Raw genomic sequence first — 15,392 nt, 5'->3', positions numbered from 1 at the left:
GGCCTCAGACGCGGGGCAGGTGGTGGCCGACGAGGTCGAGGAGTCGCTCCGTGTCCTCCAGGGAGCGCAGCCCGCGCTTGGGCAGCACCTCCACGAGCAGGATGTTCGGGTCCCGGCTGAGCAGCACCACATGGTCACGGGTCTCGCGGTAGCCGCGGAAGACCGACCAGCGCTGGAGGAGCGTCACGTGCTCGCTCTCGGCCGAGACCCCCGTCTCGCTCACGGACACGCGGTACTCGCCCTGCCACGAGACCGTTTTCAGCGCGTGGTGGCTCTGGGCGTAGGGGAGCGACCAGATCAGCACGGCGAGGACGGCGGGCGCCAGGGACGACGACGGGGCACTCGTCGGTGAGGCCAGGATCAGCAGGGCCACGGCCGCCAGCAACCCCGCGAGGCCCCACCGGACCAGATGGAGGCGCCGGCAGCGCTCACGCACCAGGACGGCCGTGTGGATGTCGTCACGGGTCGGGCGGTACACCAAGTGGACCGTGCTCCGTATGTCGCCCTGCCTGCCGTCCCGCCCCGAGTTCATGACCATGGAACGGGATCGTACTGTTCCGCTAACTCATCCGGACGACCAGGTGCGCACGGTCCCGACTCCGGGCCACCAGGCGGGCGTTGACCTCGTCCGAGTCGTGGACCCAGCGCTCGGCCCCGGCCCGGTCCTTGCCGAAGCGGACGTGGCGCTCGACGAGCCGGGGTACGCGGCGGCGGTCGTCCAGGTCCAGGTACCAGACCTCGTCGAGGAGAGTCAGGGCGGCGGCCCAGGCGCCCTCGTCGTGGAGGAGGTAGTTGCCCTCGGTGACGACGAGCGGGACCTCGGGCGGGACGGCTATCGCTCCGGCGATCGGCTCCTCGAGGGAGCGGTCGAAGGCCGGGGCGTAGACGGTGGTGCCCGGTTCGGGGGCGCGCAGCCGGGTGAGGAGCGCGGTGTACCCGGCGGCGTCGAAGGTGTCGGGCGCGCCCTTGCGGCCGGCCCGGCCGAGACGCTCCAGCTCGGCCTGCGCGAGGTGGAAGCCGTCCATCGGGACGAGGACGGCGAGCCCGTCGAGGCGGGCGACGAGCCGCGCGGCCAGCGTGGACTTCCCGGCCCCGGGCGCGCCCGCGAGGCCGAGTATCCGCCGGTGGCGCGGTTCGGGCCCCGGCTCGGCGAGGGCACGCGCGCGTGCGGCGAGGCGCTCGAATTGTTGCGCGTCCATGTCGGGCATTCTCGCACCCCTCGCCACCCCTCCCCCGAACCCTCGCCCGACCCTCCCCGACCCCTCGTTGGCACCCTCGATGCGTCGAGGGTCGTACCTGCGACGACGCGGGTTGACGCGAGTAGATTCCTACCGCTTGCGCGTATTACGTTGGGGTAATGCCGTCCATCGCACTCGTCACCCTCGTCGTCCGTGATTACGACGAGGCCATCGCCTTCTTCACCGACGCCCTCGGCTTCGACCTCGTCGAGGACACCGACCGTGGCGACGGCAGTCGCTGGGTCGTCGTCCGTCCGCGCGGCGCGGCGGGCGTCGGCGGCCTCGGCAACGCCGGCCTGCTCCTGGCCCGCGCCAAGAACGAATCCGAGGCGGCCTCGGTCGGCAACCAGACGGGCGGCCGGGTCGGCTTCTTCCTCCACACCGAGGACTTCGCCCGCGACCACGCCCGGATGACGGCGGCGGGGGTCGTCTTCAAGGAGGAGCCGCGCCACGAGCCGTACGGCTCGGTCGCCGTCTTCGTGGACCTCTACGGCAACCGCTGGGACCTCCTCCAGCCGGCCGACGCCTCCGCCTGAGGGCGTGTGACGGAACGGCCGGGGAGATCGCCGGGAACCCCGTGCGGGTGAACGCCGTCGCGGCTCACATGCCGGGGGCGGCCGCCTCGGCGCCCCCCGCGTGCCGGCCGCCCAGAGACTGCCGGCGGAAGGCCGCCGGCGGCAGGCCGTAGGCGTCGCGGAACGCCCGGCTGAACGCGGACGCGTGGCTGAAGCCGCGCCGGGCGGCGATGAGGTGCACGGGCAGCCCCTGATGCAGGGGGTCGGCCAGGTCCCGGCGCGCCCGCGTGAGTCGCTGCCGCTGGAGGAAGCTCGCGGCCGTCGCTCCGCCGCCCTCCCGCTGGAACAGACGGTGGAGATAGCTGACGGATATGTGGTGCGCGGCGGCGATGGCGGGGATGTCCAGCCGCGGGTCGTCGGCGTTCCTCCGCGTCTCGCCGATCGTCAGCGTGCTGAGCTCCTGGTTCTGACGGCGAGGTCGGACTGACCGCACGCAGAGGCGGACCCGCCCGGGTGCCGGCGACAGCCCGTCGCCGGCACCCGGGCCGCTCCCACCCCTCCGTCCGGGCCGGACTCGGCATCGCGGAAAACCGCTGTCGCGCGGCCCGTTGCTCTCCCTACACTCACGTCTCGGCGGGCCGTTCGGTGCGCCGACCGGCACCTGATCGAGGGGGGAGACGACCGTGCGCAGCAACAGCAGCAGCCGTGGCGCCGTCGCCGTGTCGCCCTCCCGTGCCCGGTACGACGTGATCCTCGCCTCCTCGGCCGAGCGGTGGCGGCTGCGCGCCCGCCATCGCCGCCCGTGACGTCCTGATCCCTTCCGGTCGTCCGGGAATCGCGCTGCCCTGTTTCCACGCAGCAGCGAAAGGCACGAGACCGTGCGTACTCCCCTCACCACCAGCATCCGCAACCTCGGCATCCTCGCCCACGTCGACGCCGGCAAGACCACCGTCACCGAGCGGATCCTGTTCCTCACCGGCGCCATCCACAAGCGCGGCGAGGTCCACGACGGCACGACCGTCACCGACTTCGACCCGCAGGAGCGGGACCGGGGCATCACGATCTTCGCCGCGGCCGTCAGCTGCGACTGGGCGGGCCACCGGATCAACCTGATCGACACCCCGGGGCACGTCGACTTCTCCGACGAGGTCGAGCGTTCGCTGCGCGTCCTCGACGGCGCCGTCGCCGTCTTCGACGCCGTCGCGGGCGTCGAGCCGCAGAGCGAGACCGTGTGGCGGCAGGCGGACCGGCACGGTGTCCCGCGCATCGCGTTCGTCAACAAGCTGGACCGCGCGGGCGCGGAGCTCGACGGCGCCGTGGAGTCGATCCGTACGCGCCTCGGCACCGTCCCGCTCCCCGTCCAGCTCCCCATCGGGCGCGAGGACGGCTTCACCGGCGTCGTGGACCTGGTCCGGATGCGGGCGTACGTGTGGGCCGACGGCGCCGACACGTACACCGACGAGCCGGTCCCGGAGGGGCTCCGGGACGAGGCCCGGCACCGCAGGCGACGCCTGGAGGAGACGGTGGCGGAGCTGCACCCCGCGGCCCTGGAGGAGTTCTGCGCGGAGTCCGCGCTCTCCGAGGGGACGCTGACGGGCGCGCTCCGGGACCTGACCCTCGGCGGCGAGGCCGTGGTCGTGCTCTGCGGCTCGGCCTACCGCAACCGGGGCGTCGAACCGCTCCTCGACGCCGTCGTCGCGTACCTCCCGGCTCCGTCGGACATGCCTCCGGTACGCGGCGAGACGCCGGCGGACCCGGCGGCGCCGTTCACCGCGCTCGCGTTCAAGGTGAGCGCGACGGCCACCGGCCGTATGACCTACGTCCGCGTCTACGCGGGCACGATCACGAAGGGGGACACCGTGCTCGACACCACCACCGGCCGCACCGAGCGGATCTCCCGCATCCTGCGCGTCCAGGCCGACCGGACGACGGAGCTGGACTCGGCGCGCGCCGGGGACATCGTCGCCGTCGTCGGGCCGAAGACGGCCCGGCCGGGCGCGACGCTCTGCGCCCCGGACGCGCCGGTCCTCCTCGAACCGCCGACGACCGCCGACCCGGTGGTCTCGGTCGCCGTGGAGGCCCGCCGGAGCACGGACACCGGCCGCCTGGCGACGGCCCTCGCCCGGCTCTCCGAGGAGGACCCGTCGCTGGTCGTGCGGTCCGACCCGGAGACGGGCCAGACCGTGCTGTCAGGCCTCGGCGAACTGCACCTGGAGGTCGCGGTGGAGAAGCTGCGGCGCGACCGCGGCCTTGAGGTGACGGTGGGCCGTCCGCAGGTCGCGTACCGGGAGACGGTGGCGAAGGGTGTCACCGGCCTGCTGTACCGCCATGTCAAACAGGACGGCGGCGCGGGCCAGTTCGCCCATGTCGTCATCGACGTCGAACCGCTCGGGTCCGATGTCGACGGGGAGTTCACCTTCTCCTCGTCGGTCACGGGCGGCCGCGTACCGCAGGAGTACGTCCGCGCGGTCGAGGCCGGCTGCCGGGACGCCCTCGTCGAGGGCCCCCTCGGCGGCCACCCGGTGACGGGTGTCCGAGTCACGCTCACGGACGGCGCCACGCATCCGAAGGACTCCTCGGAGATGGCGTTCCGCACGGCGGGCCGCTTCGCCCTGCGCGAGGCGCTCCGCGCGAGCGCGATGACGCTCCTGGAGCCGGTGGCCGAGGTCACGGTCACCGTCCCGGCGGAGTCGGTCGGCGCGGTCCTCGGCGACCTCGCGGCCCGCCGGGGCCGGGTGACGGACCAGACGACCCGCTCCGGTACCGCGGTGGTGTCGGCGACGGTCCCGCTGGCCGAACTCTTCGGCTACGCGTCCCGCCTCCGCGGCCGCACCCAGGGCCGCGGCACCTTCACCACCCGCCCGGCGGGTTACGCCCCGGCCCCGCAGGGCTGAGGCCCGGCCCGGGCGTGTCCGTGAGCGCCGACTCACGGACACGCCCGGGCACCCGACCGCCGACTGGCCTGACCAGAGCCCAGGAGCTCGCCGCGAGCATCGGCGGCGAGGTCCTGGGTGGGCCACAGCTCGGATGGTGATGCTTGCTCGTCGTCAGTCGACGGCCTGGTAGAGCGTGGTCCAGAAGTCGTTCATGACCCGCGGGGAATCCGGGGTGGACAGTCCGACCTGGGTGAGCAGGACCCCGGTGAGCTGGTTGGTCCTGTCCGCGTAGGCGGTGGTGCCGGTGCCGCCGAACCAGCCGAACTGGCCGAGGGGCGCGTAGTCGCCGCGAGAGGTGCGCACCGCCATCCCGAAGCCCCAGCCGCCCTGCGAACCCTGGCCTGACGACAGGTGGGCGATGTTGTCGAACATGGCCTCGCGGGCGGCCAGTTGCCCGGGCGAGAGGCGGTTGGTGGTCATCAGCTCCACGGCGGCCCGGGACAGGATCCGTTCGGTCCCGTGCATCCCGTGGTTCAGCAGCATCCGGAAGTAGGCGTCGTAGTCGTCGACGGTGGAGACGAGCCCGCCGCCGGCGCCCTGGAACACGGGAGGCGTGCTTGCCCTTCCCCCGGCTGCCTCGTCCCACACGACGAACTCGCCGGTCTGCGGGTCGGGCCCGTACAGGGGCGGGAGCCGGTCGATCTTGTCGGCGGGCACATGGAAGGCGGTGTCCTTCATCCCCAGCGGGTCGAGGACGCGTTCGCGCAGGAACGTCTCCAGCGACTGTCCCGTGACCCTGGAGACGAGCACGCCGACCACCTCGTTGCTGAGGTCGTACTGCCACCGCACTCCGGGCTGGTACTGCAGCGGCAGCTCGCCGAGGCGGCGCATCCACTCGTCCGGCTCGGGCGCCGGCCCGGATGCCACGCTGTAGTCGAGCCGCTCGAAGGTCGCGGCCCTGATCGGGGAAGCCATCGACTCGAAGTCCGTTCCGAGCCCGAACGTGGAGGTCAGCAGGTCCCGTACGGTGATCGGCCGCTGTGCCGGCACGGTGTCGTCCAGCGGTCCGTCGGGCCGCCTCAGCACCTGCCGGTCGGCGAGTTCGGGCAGCCACCGATCCACCGGGTCGTCCAGCCGCAGCCGGCAGTCGTCGAGCAGGACCATCGCCGCCGCCATCGTGACCGGCTTGGACGTCGACGCCATCCGGAAGACCGTGTCCCGGCGCATCGGCGCGCCACCGTCGTGACGCATCGTCCCGATCGCCTCGACGTGCGTCCGGCCGCCGCGGCTGACCAGGGCGACGAGTCCGGGAATCTTCTTGGACTCGACGTGCCGTTCCAGCACCTCGCGCAGTCGGCGGAGCCCTGCGTCGGAGAAGCCGTTGTTGCTCGTTCCCATGATGAATCTCCCTGTTCACAGTGTGCGTTCCCACGGCGGCCCCGATGGCTGCCTGGCCTTTCGAGCGGCCCTGTGAAGAGCTTCCGACCTTGACCCAAGGTCAAGGTCAACCCCTATCCTCGTTCTTGTGATCGTCCGGACGTGCCGGTCGTCGCCGGCGCGGTGCGCGAGAACCGCGGCCGCCCGCGATCCGGAGGTGCGCCGACCCGATGGCAGACGGACTGACGATCGGTCAGGCGGCGGCGTTCGTCGGTGTCACGATCAAGACCGTGCGGCACTACCACCGGCTCGGGCTGGTCGCCGAGCCGGAACGCGACCGTTCCGGCTACCGCCGTTACCGGTCGGGCGAGCTGTTCCGGCTGGTCCAGGTCAGGACCCTGGCCGCGGCCGGCGTTCCGCTGGCCGAGATCGGTGACCTGCTCGACGCCGATCCCCGGACGTTCGCCGCCACCCTGGACGACGTCCATCACCAGCTCACCGAGCGGATCGACGAGCTGACCGCGCGCCGCGACAGGCTGCACCGTCTCGACCACGGCGACCGGGCCCTGCTGCCCGACCGGGCCTGCGCGGTCCTGGACCGGCTCGACGGACTCGGCTTCGGCCCCGACTACGTGGCCGGTCAGCGGGAGGCCCTGGTGCTGGCCCGGGCGCTGGTCCCGGAGATCTTCGACAGCTTCCTGACGCGGCTCGAACACTCGCTGGACGATCCCGAGTCCGTCGAGCTGACCAAGCGCGGTTGGGACGCGAGGACCTGGGATCCGGACGACCCGCGGATCGAGGAGCTGGCGGCCACGCTCGCCGACAAGCTCCTGGCCGACCGCGCGCTGCTGGCGATGCCGACCGGGTTCGGGGACCAGTCCGACGCCGCCTCCCGGTACGGGATGGTCAACCACCACCGGGAGGACCAGTCACCGTCCATCGCCCGGCTGAACACGCTGGTCGAGGCGAAGCTGCGGGCTGCCGGCATCGACGTCCCGAGGCAGTGACGGCCGCCGAGGCCCCTGTGCCAGGATGCGGGGACCTGCCGTCCACCGCACGCGGACTGGCGGGTGCCGTACGACACGAGGAGTGACACGACGATGAGCACGACCCCCGCCGGCTATCTCTCCGGGCTGTTCTCGCTCGACGGGCGCACCGCCCTCGTCACCGGCGGCAGCTCGGGAATCGGCCGCGCCATTGCCGGGGCGCTGGCCCGGGCCGGCGCGCGTGTCGTGATCCTGGCCCGCAAGGAGGACGAGCTCGCCGCGACGATGGACGAACTGACGGCCGACGGCTGCCGGGCCGCCTGGGTGAGCGCCGACCTGAGCACCCGTGAGGGGATCAAGGCCGGGGCGGAGGCCGCGGCGGCCGTCTTCGGGGAGCCCGACATCCTGGTCAACTCGGCGGGCATCAACCTCCGTCCGCCGTTCGGCGAGCTGGGCGAGGAGGTGTGGGACACGACGATGACCGTGAACCTGGAGGCGCCGTTCCTCCTCGGTCAGCGCTTCGGCCCCGGCATGGCCGAGCGGGGCTTCGGCCGGATCATCCACATCACCTCCCAGCAGGCGCACCGCGCGTTCGTCCAGAGCGGTGCGTACGGGGTCTCCAAGGGCGCCCTGGAGTCGCTGGCCCGCTCGCAGGCGGAGGCGTGGTCACCGTACGGCGTCACGGCCAACACCCTGGTCCCCGGCTTCGTCATGACCGCGCTCAACCGGCGGCTCTCCTCCGACCCGGAGAAGGTGGCGGCCCTGGCGGCCCGCACGATGGTCGGCCGCAACGGCCTCGCCGAGGACTTCGCGGGCGCTGCGGTCTTCCTGGCGAGCACCTCCTCGGCGTACGTCACGGGCCAGTCGCTCTTCGTGGACGGCGGCTTCTCCGTCCACTGACCCGATCAGGGCCGGAGCGGGCTTCCCGACCAGGCGGCGAGGGACTTGGCACAGGTGTCCAGGGCCGTCGCCGTGGGGCCCGTGGACGCGGACAGGCCGGCCGTGAGGGTCAGTGCGGGGGGTTCGGCCGGGTTGCCCACCGTCACCGCGCACTCCGCGGTGGCGGGCGGCCCCTCCGTGCCGGGTGGGACGGGGATCGTCAGGGTCAGTTCGCAGGCGGCCGCGCGGGCGCCCGAGGCTTCGAGGCGCGCGGTCATCCCCGTGATCAGCGGTTCGGCGCTGCTGTCCAGGGAGCCCGGGCCCAGCGGGAAGTCCTCGTCGACCGCCACGACGCCGATCCCCCGCAGGGTGGTGGCCCGCAGGTGCAGCGCGCGGCCGCTGTACACGCCCGCGCTGTGCAGGACGTAGACGGCGACGAGCGCGGCCCGTACGGCGGCGCCGAGATCGGCGTTCCCGTCGGGCAGCGGGAAGCTCCAGCGGGGTGCGCGGAGCCGTACCGGCGCGATCCCCTCCGCGAGCGCCGTGAGGCCGTCGTGGACGGTCTCGCCGAGGAGCCAGGGCCCGCCGGTTCCGAGCATCAGCAGCCTGCCGTGCTCGTCGACCGCGAGCGGCGCGTCCGTGTCCGTACGGCCGAGCGGGAAGAGGCGTACGCCGAGGGCGTCCGCGACCCGGTGCAGGGACGGGACGTCGAAGCGGGCTTCGCGGGGGTCGACGACGCTGCCGACGGCGGCGACGTCACGGCCGCCGGTGTCGGCGGGGAGGACGGTGAGGCCGTGGAACTCGCGCACGGCCCGCTCGGCGGCGGGGAAGAGCCTCGCGCCGACCGCCACGGAGGTCAGGATCGCGAGCATGGCGGCGTCCCCGGCGTCGCGGTCCGGCTGCCACCCGGCCCGTGTCAGCACGCCGGTCATGCTTCGTCGTGGATGATCGTGATCCCCAGCCGGTCGAGGAGCGCCGAGCAGGAGCGGCACACCTCGGCCTCGGTGCCGTGCTCGGGGTCCCCGTGCGGGCGGATCTTACGGGCGACGATCGCGGCTCCCGCGAAGTGCGGGACGGCCTCGTCGAGGCCGGCGGCACGGCCGTCGCCGCGCTTCCGGTCCCATCCGAAGAGTTCGTCGGAGACGAGCGCGGACTCGGCGCAGTAGCCGATGAACGGCTCACGCAGGGCCGGCGGGAGCCCGTCGAAGAACTCCTGGACGGCGGGGTGGAGGTGCGGCTCGCCGTCACCGGTGAGGCTGGTGTGGCTGGTGATCGTGCCGTGGATGAGCAGCGAGGCTGCCGTGCCGGGAATCAGGTCAGACATAGAAATCCTCCGCGTCCCGCATGGGAGACCGGTAGAGGGCGATCATCGCCTCGTGCTTGTCGGTGCCCACGTAGTAGTCGCCGCTGTGGTGCATGCAGAAGAACCGGCCCCCCTCGTCGATGACGAACACCTCGCCGTCCGTGGAGTCCCAACCGACCGGAAACAGTCGCACACCCAGTCTGCTGCTCAGCTCCGCCATGTCCTCGAAGAGATGGCCCCAGACGGGAACGGCCGTGAAGTCGATGTAGTCGTCGCGCTGGACGTCGTGCATCACCCGGAGCCCGGCGTGCTCGGTGAGGAAGTCGGTCGCGGCGGGGAAGGGCACCACCGGGAATCCGCGCTTCCGGCTCTCCTCGACGGCCTCCGCCACGAACGCCGAAGCCTGCTCGGCGGCGTTCCGGCCGGGAGACCAGCCGTACACGCCGAACCAGGCGTCGACATCCACGGAGGTGCGGGGACGGGACGCGCGGGGCGCCTCGCCCGCCGCTGTGCCGAGGACGGGGTCAGACAAAGTAGTCCTCCGCGTCCTGCATGGGGGCGTGGGCCAGGGCGATCATCGCCTCGTACTTGTCGGCGCCCATGTAGTAGGCGCCGGTGTGGTGCAGGTAGAAGAACCTGCCCCCCTCGTCGACGAGCACCGGGGACGAGTCCGAGCTGTCGAGGCCGACCGGGAAGAGGCGTACGCCGAGGTCACGGCTCAGCTCGGCGACGTCGGCCGGAGCCGACCGGTAGCCCAGGTACGGGGTGAAGTAGAGGTACTCCTCGCGGGGTTCGTCGATCGCCAGGCGCAGCCCGCCGTGTTCGGCGAGGAAGGCGGTCGCCGCCTCGAAGGGCTCCACCGGGAACCCTGCTTCCCGGTACTGCCCGGCGACTTCCTCGATCATCGCCGTCGCCTGCTCGGTCACGTCGCGGCCGGGGAGCCATCCGTGTTCTCCGAACCAGGCGTCGACGTCCTCCCTGGTTTCCATTCGCGCCACGGGAACTCCTTTATCCGGTGTAGGCGGAGACACCCGCCATGTCCATTGCAATCTCGCACGATCGGCACGGCGGTTTGTACTCGCCGTGGCCGAGGGGGTGCGGTTTGACCTGCTCGCCGATCTGCACGCTGTAGACCTGCGATCCCCGCATGGCCTCGCGGACGTCGTCGGCCGACTTGATCGAGGTGCCGTCCGGGTCGAGGCTCCGCAGCCGGTCCGAGACCAGATTGGCCTCCGCGCATTTACCGTGTCCCGCGCCCGGATTCCTGCCTTCGCCCTCGATCTGCGCCTTGACGTCGTCGTAGATCGACTGCATCGCGGGGTGCAGGTCGGGGAGCTTCTGGCCGGCGCCCTTGGTGGAGCTGGAGTGGCTCGTCACGGTTCCGTCGTGCAGAAGACTGCCGGAGCACGAACCGTCGAGGAGGTTCGTGCCCGGCGGGAAGTGGGTCTTGGCCAGGTCGATCTGGTGCTTGGGGTCGTTCGGGTTGTTCGGATCGGCCTTCCGCGCCTTGTCGGCGAGGTCGCGGGCCTCCTGGACGAGCGCCGCCCGCTGCTGTTCGGGCGTCAGGTGGCTGACGTCGAGCGGGTCCGTCCGGTGGTGCTTCATGCCGCCCGCCGAGCTGCCGTGCCAAGGCGGGGCCGGGGTGATGCGGTTGCCGCCGGGGTTGTTCCCGGAGCCGCCGTAGTGGCTTCCGCCGGGGGGATTGCCGTTCCCACCGCCACCGCCTCCGCCGCCGCCCTTCCCGCCGTTGTCGTGGTCGCCCTTGCGCTGGCGGGCGAAGCGGTCGCGGAGGTTGTCGTCGGTGTTCTTGTGGTCGACGGAGATCTGCTTGACGGCCTTGGGCAGCGTCTGGCCGACGTGGTCGCCCATGTTCTTCGCCGCCTTGGTGAGGGCTTCGAGCGCCTTGTCGGCGATCGGGTCGATCGCGTCCGCGATCGAGTCGCGGCCCCGGGCCCGGCCGTGCGCGGTCTTCGCCTTCGTGAGCTTGCCCGCGGTCTTGCCGTGGATGCCCGCGGAGACGGTGTTGAGCTGGGTGGAGGCGTGGGTGTGCTCGGCGTGCTCGATGTGCAGGTTCTTCAGCCCACCGCCCTTCGAGCCGCCGCCGGCCGAGGCCAGGTTCATGGCCTCCTTGCCGGACTGGACCCCGTCCTTGAAGCCCTCCTGCCCGGCGTCCTTCGTCTGGTCGAGGTCGACCCCGTCCTGCAGACCGATCGCCACCGCGCCCAGCTGGACGACGAGATCGGCGGCCATGCCCTCGAGGGCGGCCACCGCGGGCTCGGTCATCGCCGCCACGACGTAGCCGACGGCCTCCTCCACGCACTCCTTGATCAGCCGCTTGATCACCTCTTGCGTGGCCCGCATCGAGGCCGCGCCGATCAGCGCCGACAGACCGCCCGTCACCGGGATCAGGGAGATCGCGATACCCGCCTCGGCCGCCAGATAGCCCAGCTGGACGAGTGCGGCGAGCTTCATGCCCTCGATCGCGCCGGCCGCCGTGTCCAGACCGCCCGCGACCGTCCGCGCCGCACCCGAGATGTCCTTCAGGTGCTTGGTCTTGATCTTCGCCCAGTGCTCGTTGAGCGCGTCCAGCGCCTCGCCCTCACCGGACGACAACAGCCGCTCGAAGTGGTTGTTCGCGAGCTGGCCGTCGTCCTCCAGGTCCTCCGCGAACTCCCTGAGCGCGTCCGCCATCTCGCGGTACGCGTCCTCGTCGACGTTCGGCCAGGACACACCGATCAGATCGAGAAGTGTGTCCGCCCAGTCCGGAACCGTGACTGCCACGTTCCCCCGCCCCCCGTTGAAGACTGTTTGCAATCCGCAATAGTCCTACCACAGGGGGCTGGTGACGAGCCGTCCGGGCGTCAGCCCTCCTCCGGCTCCAGCCGGAGCGAGATCGAGTTGATGCAGTACCGCTGGTCCGTCGGGGTGGGGTAGCCCTCACCCTCGAAGACATGCCCCAGGTGCGAACCGCAGCGCGAGCAGCGGACCTCGGTGCGGAGCATGCCGTGCGAGCGGTCCTCGATCAGCTCGACCGCCCCGGAGTCCTTGGGGTCGAAGAACGAGGGCCAGCCGCAGTGCGACTCGAACTTCTCGTTCGACGTGAACAGCTCCGCGCCGCAGGCACGGCAGGAGTACACGCCCTTCGTCTTCGTGTCCGTGTACTCCCCGCGGAAGGCCGGCTCGGTGCCCGCCTGGCGCAGCACCTGGTACTCCGCCGGGCTGAGCTCCGCCCGCCACTGCTCGTCCGGCTTCTCGACCTCGTACGCCGCCATCAGATGCTCCTCAGTTCGCCAGCTGGTCCAGGATCCGCGGCCCGAGGTCCGTGACGTCGCCCGCGCCCATCGTCAGAACGAGATCGCCGGGCTTGGCCATTCCCGCGACGACGTCCGGGACGGTCGCCTTGTCGTGGACGGCCGTGACGTCGGCGCCGGCCCGCTGCGCGGCGGCGATGATCAGCTCGCTCGTGATGCCCGGGATCGGGTCCTCGCGGGCCGGGTAGATGTCGAGGACGACCGAGGCGTCGGCGAGGGCCAGCGCGTCGCCCATCTCCTTGCCGAGCTCCTGCGTGCGGGAGAAGAGGTGGGGCTGGAAGACGACGAGCAGGCGGGCGCCTCCGGCGGCGCCGCGCATGGCCTCCAGGTCGGCGGTCATCTCGGTGGGGTGGTGCGCGTACGAGTCGATGACCTGGACGCCGGCGGCCTCGCCCTTGAGCTGGAGGCGGCGGCCGACGCCGGTGTAGGCGGTGAGGGCCTGGGCGAGCTCGGCCGGGTCGATGCCGACGCGGGCGCCGGCGGCGAGGGCCGCGGCGGCGTTGTGGGCGTAGTGGCGGCCGGGGACGGAGACGGTGAAGGTGTGCTCGACCCCGTCGAGGAGGACGACGACCTCGCTCTTCATGCCGTTCGGGGCGATCTTCAGGATCCGGGCGTCGGAGTCCTCGGACTCGCCGACGGTGACGATGTTCAGGCCGTCGCGGTCCGCGACCCGGCGGGCCAGCTCGCGGGCGCCGGCGTGCTCGCCGACGACGAGGGTGCCGCCCGGGCGGATCTTGGCGGTGAAGGCCTCGAAGGACTCGTAGATCTCGTCCATGGAGGCGTAGTTCGCGTGGTGGTCCAGCTCGACGTTGAGGACGATCGCGACCTCGGGGTCGTACTTCTGGAAGCTGCGGTCGCTCTCGTCGGCCTCGGCGACGAAGACGTCTCCGGAGCCGTGGCGGGCGTTGGTGCCGGGGCCCGCGAGGTCGCCGCCGATGGCGTACGAGGGGTCGAGGCCCAGCTCGGTCAGGGCGACGGCCAGCATCGAGGTGGTCGTCGTCTTGCCGTGCGTGCCGGCGACCGCGATGGCGCGCAGGTCGTCCATGAGGGAGGCGAGCGCGTCGGAGCGGTGCACGACGGGGATGCCGAGCTCGGCGGCGCGGGCCAGCTCGGGGTTGTCGGCGCGGATGGCGCTGGAGACGACGACGGCGGAGGCGTCGTCGGCGAGGTGCTCGGCGGCGTGGCCGATGTGCACGGTGGCGCCGAGGGCGCGCAGCGCCTCGGCGGTCGGGGACTCCTTGGCGTCGCTGCCGGCGACCTTGGCGCCCCGCTGGGCGAGGATCTTCGCGATGCCCGACATTCCGGCACCGCCGATACCGATGAAGTGCGGTCGTTCCATGGCGGCAGGGATGGCGGGTGCCATGCGGATCTCTCCCCGGGGGTGCGTCTGGCTGTCTCGTACTGGAAGGACCAGCCTAGTGGCTCCGACCTGCCGGGCCCGGGCCAGGCACGTCGGGCGGTGCGGTGACGGCGGGGCCGCCCCGGGCCGCGCCCCCTGCACGGGGCGCGGCCCGGGACAGGCCCTAGGCGCCTTCCTGCGCGCTGTGGGCGAAGAGCTTGAGCACCGGGACGCCGACCTTGTGCCGGGCCCGGGAGGCCCAGTCCCGGTGGAAGAACTCCTCCACGTAGTGCGGGGCGGTGAGAACGATCACCTCGTCCGCCTCCGACTCCTCGACCACCGCCTTCATCTTGGTGAGCGGGTGGTCCTCGACGACCTGGCCGACCGCTTCGCAGCCGGCGTCTCTCAGGGCCTGGAGCGAGTGCTCCAGGGCCAGCTCGGCGGGGACCCGGGCGGCCTTGCCCTCCGGCTCCTCGCCCTCGTGGGCGGCTTCCTTCAGTTCGCCCATGGCGACGTCGTCGATGGCCCGCAACAGCACATCGGCCTGGTCACCACGCGGCTGCATAAGGACGATGAAGGACACGCCCTCGTCGCCGTGCAGCGTGGTGACGAACTCCACGTCGACGGACGTCAGGGGCTTCTCGATCATCAGAACGCTTGTGAACACCTCAGGAGCCCTTCTGCGGAAACCATCCTTCCCCGTGCCCGCACGGGGTCTGCGACATAAGTGTGCCCAGCGGACGGAAAGCGGAACGACAAATTCCGCCGATTGTCAGATCCGACGGTAGCGGGTGAAGAGGAAGCCGTCCTGCTCCAGCACGGAAGCCACGGCGAAGCGTGTCGGGACGGCCACCGACGGGCCTCCGGCGATCCGCTGGGCGTCGCCCGCGGTCATCGTCGGCGAGATCGCCAGACACAGCTCGTCGAGGACGCCCGCCGCCACGAACTGGCCGAGCAGCCGGGGCCCGCCCTCGGTCAGCTGGCGCCTCAGACCGCGCTCCGCGAGGGCGGCCACCGCACGGGCGGGGTCCACCCCGGCGCCGTCGCCCGCGACCACCACCTCGGCACCCGCCTCCCGGGCGGCCCGTACGCGCTCGGCGGGCGCGGCGGCCCCCGTCAGGATCAGGGTCGGCACGAGCGGCTCCGTGAAGAGCGGCAGCGAGAAGTCGAGATCCAGGGAGGCGGTCACCACGGCGATCACGGGGGCGGGGCCCTGTCCGGCGGCGGCCCGGCGGGCCGCGAAGGCCTCCCGCGCCCGGGCGGGGCGGTACCCCTCGAGGCGTACCGTTTCCGCGCCCACGACGATCACGTCGGCGAGGCCGCGCAGGGTGCCGAAGATCCGCATGTCCGTCTCGGAGGAGAGCGGCTGGGAGCGGCCGTCGTGCTGGCCGGCCCCGTCGAGGGACGAGACCATGTTGGCCCGCAGCCACACAGCGTCACCCTCCGGGTACGCGTAGGCGTCGGCCAGCTCGTCGAGGGACCATTCCCGGCCGGCGGCCGTGACCTCCCCCGCGGCGGTCTCGTGGGCTGTCATGTCCGTCACAGGGAGCAGGCGTCGCATCCTCGCA

17 protein-coding genes and 2 pseudogenes are annotated in these 15,392 nt (G+C 72.2%); 5 read left to right on the top strand and 14 right to left on the bottom strand.

What is annotated here, in order from left to right; genetic code table 11:
- Positions 1 to 4: 4 nt before the first annotated feature.
- Together SGA01_RS09390 and SGA01_RS09385 are read right to left on the bottom strand one after the other, a co-directional pair.
- Complete coding sequence (locus tag SGA01_RS09390; RefSeq protein WP_141295181.1) at positions 5 to 538, bottom strand: YcxB family protein; 534 nt, start codon at positions 536 to 538, stop codon at positions 5 to 7.
- Positions 539 to 560: 22 nt separating this feature from the next.
- A complete protein-coding gene (locus tag SGA01_RS09385) occupies positions 561 to 1,208 on the bottom strand; it encodes a nucleoside/nucleotide kinase family protein (protein ID WP_371866012.1) in 648 nt (215 codons plus the stop codon).
- Between the two features lie 149 nt (positions 1,209 to 1,357).
- Between SGA01_RS09385 and SGA01_RS09380 the strand changes: the two genes are divergently transcribed.
- Complete coding sequence (locus SGA01_RS09380; protein ID WP_141295176.1) at positions 1,358 to 1,774, top strand: VOC family protein; 417 nt, start codon at positions 1,358 to 1,360, stop codon at positions 1,772 to 1,774.
- A gap of 64 nt (positions 1,775 to 1,838) precedes the next feature.
- Here SGA01_RS09380 and SGA01_RS09375 read toward each other — a convergent pair whose 3' ends face one another.
- A complete protein-coding gene (locus SGA01_RS09375; protein ID WP_229918001.1) occupies positions 1,839 to 2,246 on the bottom strand; it encodes a helix-turn-helix transcriptional regulator in 408 nt (135 codons plus the stop codon).
- A 190-nt stretch (positions 2,247 to 2,436) separates the two neighbouring features.
- Between SGA01_RS09375 and SGA01_RS41830 the strand changes: the two genes are divergently transcribed.
- Together SGA01_RS41830 and fusA are read left to right on the top strand one after the other, a co-directional pair.
- Positions 2,437 to 2,559, top strand: coding sequence for a hypothetical protein (locus SGA01_RS41830; RefSeq protein WP_255325172.1), 123 nt, complete (start codon positions 2,437 to 2,439; stop codon positions 2,557 to 2,559).
- 72 nt (positions 2,560 to 2,631) lie between these two features.
- Entirely contained in the window at positions 2,632 to 4,647 is a 2,016-nt protein-coding gene (fusA, locus tag SGA01_RS09370; protein WP_141295173.1) for an elongation factor G, read from the top strand.
- Positions 4,648 to 4,800: 153 nt separating this feature from the next.
- On the opposite strand, the gene SGA01_RS09365 is transcribed toward fusA, so the two are convergent.
- Positions 4,801 to 6,027, bottom strand: coding sequence for a serine hydrolase domain-containing protein (locus tag SGA01_RS09365; protein ID WP_141295171.1), 1,227 nt, complete (start codon positions 6,025 to 6,027; stop codon positions 4,801 to 4,803).
- A 209-nt stretch (positions 6,028 to 6,236) separates the two neighbouring features.
- Between SGA01_RS09365 and SGA01_RS09360 the strand changes: the two genes are divergently transcribed.
- Entirely contained in the window at positions 6,237 to 7,013 is a 777-nt protein-coding gene (locus SGA01_RS09360) for a MerR family transcriptional regulator (RefSeq protein WP_141295168.1), read from the top strand.
- A 93-nt stretch (positions 7,014 to 7,106) separates the two neighbouring features.
- Positions 7,107 to 7,892 carry an SDR family NAD(P)-dependent oxidoreductase gene (locus SGA01_RS09355; RefSeq protein WP_141295165.1) on the top strand — a complete coding sequence of 262 codons (786 nt, stop codon included), beginning with the start codon at positions 7,107 to 7,109 and terminating at the stop codon, positions 7,890 to 7,892.
- A 5-nt stretch (positions 7,893 to 7,897) separates the two neighbouring features.
- Here SGA01_RS09355 and SGA01_RS09350 read toward each other — a convergent pair whose 3' ends face one another.
- The 10 genes and pseudogenes from SGA01_RS09350 to SGA01_RS09310 form a co-directional block, all read right to left on the bottom strand.
- On the bottom strand, positions 7,898 to 8,803 hold the full coding sequence (locus SGA01_RS09350) for an SUKH-3 domain-containing protein (RefSeq protein ID WP_141295163.1): 906 nt from the start codon (positions 8,801 to 8,803) through the stop codon (positions 7,898 to 7,900).
- A complete protein-coding gene (locus SGA01_RS09345) occupies positions 8,800 to 9,195 on the bottom strand; it encodes a YwqJ-related putative deaminase (RefSeq protein WP_141295161.1) in 396 nt (131 codons plus the stop codon). The genes SGA01_RS09350 and SGA01_RS09345 overlap by 4 nt, the downstream gene beginning before the upstream one ends.
- Entirely contained in the window at positions 9,188 to 9,706 is a 519-nt protein-coding gene (locus SGA01_RS09340) for an SUKH-3 domain-containing protein (protein WP_141295158.1), read from the bottom strand. The genes SGA01_RS09345 and SGA01_RS09340 overlap by 8 nt, the downstream gene beginning before the upstream one ends.
- A complete protein-coding gene (locus tag SGA01_RS09335; protein ID WP_229918007.1) occupies positions 9,699 to 10,163 on the bottom strand; it encodes an SUKH-3 domain-containing protein in 465 nt (154 codons plus the stop codon). Before SGA01_RS09335 ends, SGA01_RS09340 begins: the two co-directional genes overlap by 8 nt.
- Positions 10,164 to 10,182: 19 nt before the next feature.
- Positions 10,183 to 10,590 (bottom strand): annotated as a pseudogene (locus SGA01_RS42575) (YwqJ-related putative deaminase); the annotation flags it as partial.
- Positions 10,591 to 10,920: 330 nt separating this feature from the next.
- A pseudogene (locus SGA01_RS42570) lies at positions 10,921 to 11,955 on the bottom strand (WXG100-like domain-containing protein); the annotation flags it as partial.
- Between the two features lie 80 nt (positions 11,956 to 12,035).
- Positions 12,036 to 12,446 carry a peptide-methionine (R)-S-oxide reductase MsrB gene (gene msrB, locus SGA01_RS09325; RefSeq protein WP_141295150.1) on the bottom strand — a complete coding sequence of 137 codons (411 nt, stop codon included), beginning with the start codon at positions 12,444 to 12,446 and terminating at the stop codon, positions 12,036 to 12,038.
- A gap of 10 nt (positions 12,447 to 12,456) precedes the next feature.
- Positions 12,457 to 13,848 carry a UDP-N-acetylmuramate--L-alanine ligase gene (gene murC, locus SGA01_RS09320; RefSeq protein WP_141295148.1) on the bottom strand — a complete coding sequence of 464 codons (1,392 nt, stop codon included), beginning with the start codon at positions 13,846 to 13,848 and terminating at the stop codon, positions 12,457 to 12,459.
- Between the two features lie 160 nt (positions 13,849 to 14,008).
- Positions 14,009 to 14,491 (bottom strand): indole-3-glycerol phosphate synthase, encoded by a 483-nt coding sequence (locus SGA01_RS09315; RefSeq protein WP_141295144.1) that lies wholly within the window; start codon positions 14,489 to 14,491, stop codon positions 14,009 to 14,011.
- A gap of 105 nt (positions 14,492 to 14,596) precedes the next feature.
- Positions 14,597 to 15,385 (bottom strand): pyrimidine reductase family protein, encoded by a 789-nt coding sequence (locus tag SGA01_RS09310; protein ID WP_141295141.1) that lies wholly within the window; start codon positions 15,383 to 15,385, stop codon positions 14,597 to 14,599.
- Positions 15,386 to 15,392: the final 7 nt, after the last annotated feature.

Origin of the sequence: Streptomyces gardneri (genome assembly GCF_006539185.1) — a bacterium.
GTDB classification, from domain to species: domain Bacteria; phylum Actinomycetota; class Actinomycetes; order Streptomycetales; family Streptomycetaceae; genus Streptomyces; species Streptomyces gardneri.
The sequence above is the reverse complement of the archived record's forward strand: the minus strand, read 5'-3'. Positions and strand labels throughout refer to the sequence as shown.

What these genes read in the sequence shown, in the direction of transcription:
- SGA01_RS09360 (WP_141295168.1), top strand. Translation starts at nt 6,237, where the DNA reads ATGGCAGACGGACTGACGATCGGTCAGGCGGCGGCGTTCGTCGGTGTC.
- SGA01_RS09350 (WP_141295163.1), bottom strand. Translation starts at nt 8,803, where the DNA reads ATGACCGGCGTGCTGACACGGGCCGGGTGGCAGCCGGACCGCGACGCC.
- SGA01_RS09380 (WP_141295176.1), top strand. Translation starts at nt 1,358, where the DNA reads ATGCCGTCCATCGCACTCGTCACCCTCGTCGTCCGTGATTACGACGAG.
- SGA01_RS09365 (WP_141295171.1), bottom strand. Translation starts at nt 6,027, where the DNA reads ATGGGAACGAGCAACAACGGCTTCTCCGACGCAGGGCTCCGCCGACTG.
- SGA01_RS09310 (WP_141295141.1), bottom strand. Translation starts at nt 15,385, where the DNA reads ATGCGACGCCTGCTCCCTGTGACGGACATGACAGCCCACGAGACCGCC.
- msrB (WP_141295150.1), bottom strand. Translation starts at nt 12,446, where the DNA reads ATGGCGGCGTACGAGGTCGAGAAGCCGGACGAGCAGTGGCGGGCGGAG.
- SGA01_RS09385 (WP_371866012.1), bottom strand. Translation starts at nt 1,208, where the DNA reads ATGCCCGACATGGACGCGCAACAATTCGAGCGCCTCGCCGCACGCGCG.
- SGA01_RS09390 (WP_141295181.1), bottom strand. Translation starts at nt 538, where the DNA reads ATGGTCATGAACTCGGGGCGGGACGGCAGGCAGGGCGACATACGGAGC.
- SGA01_RS09335 (WP_229918007.1), bottom strand. Translation starts at nt 10,163, where the DNA reads ATGGAAACCAGGGAGGACGTCGACGCCTGGTTCGGAGAACACGGATGG.
- murC (WP_141295148.1), bottom strand. Translation starts at nt 13,848, where the DNA reads ATGGCACCCGCCATCCCTGCCGCCATGGAACGACCGCACTTCATCGGT.
- SGA01_RS09345 (WP_141295161.1), bottom strand. Translation starts at nt 9,195, where the DNA reads ATGTCTGACCTGATTCCCGGCACGGCAGCCTCGCTGCTCATCCACGGC.
- SGA01_RS09355 (WP_141295165.1), top strand. Translation starts at nt 7,107, where the DNA reads ATGAGCACGACCCCCGCCGGCTATCTCTCCGGGCTGTTCTCGCTCGAC.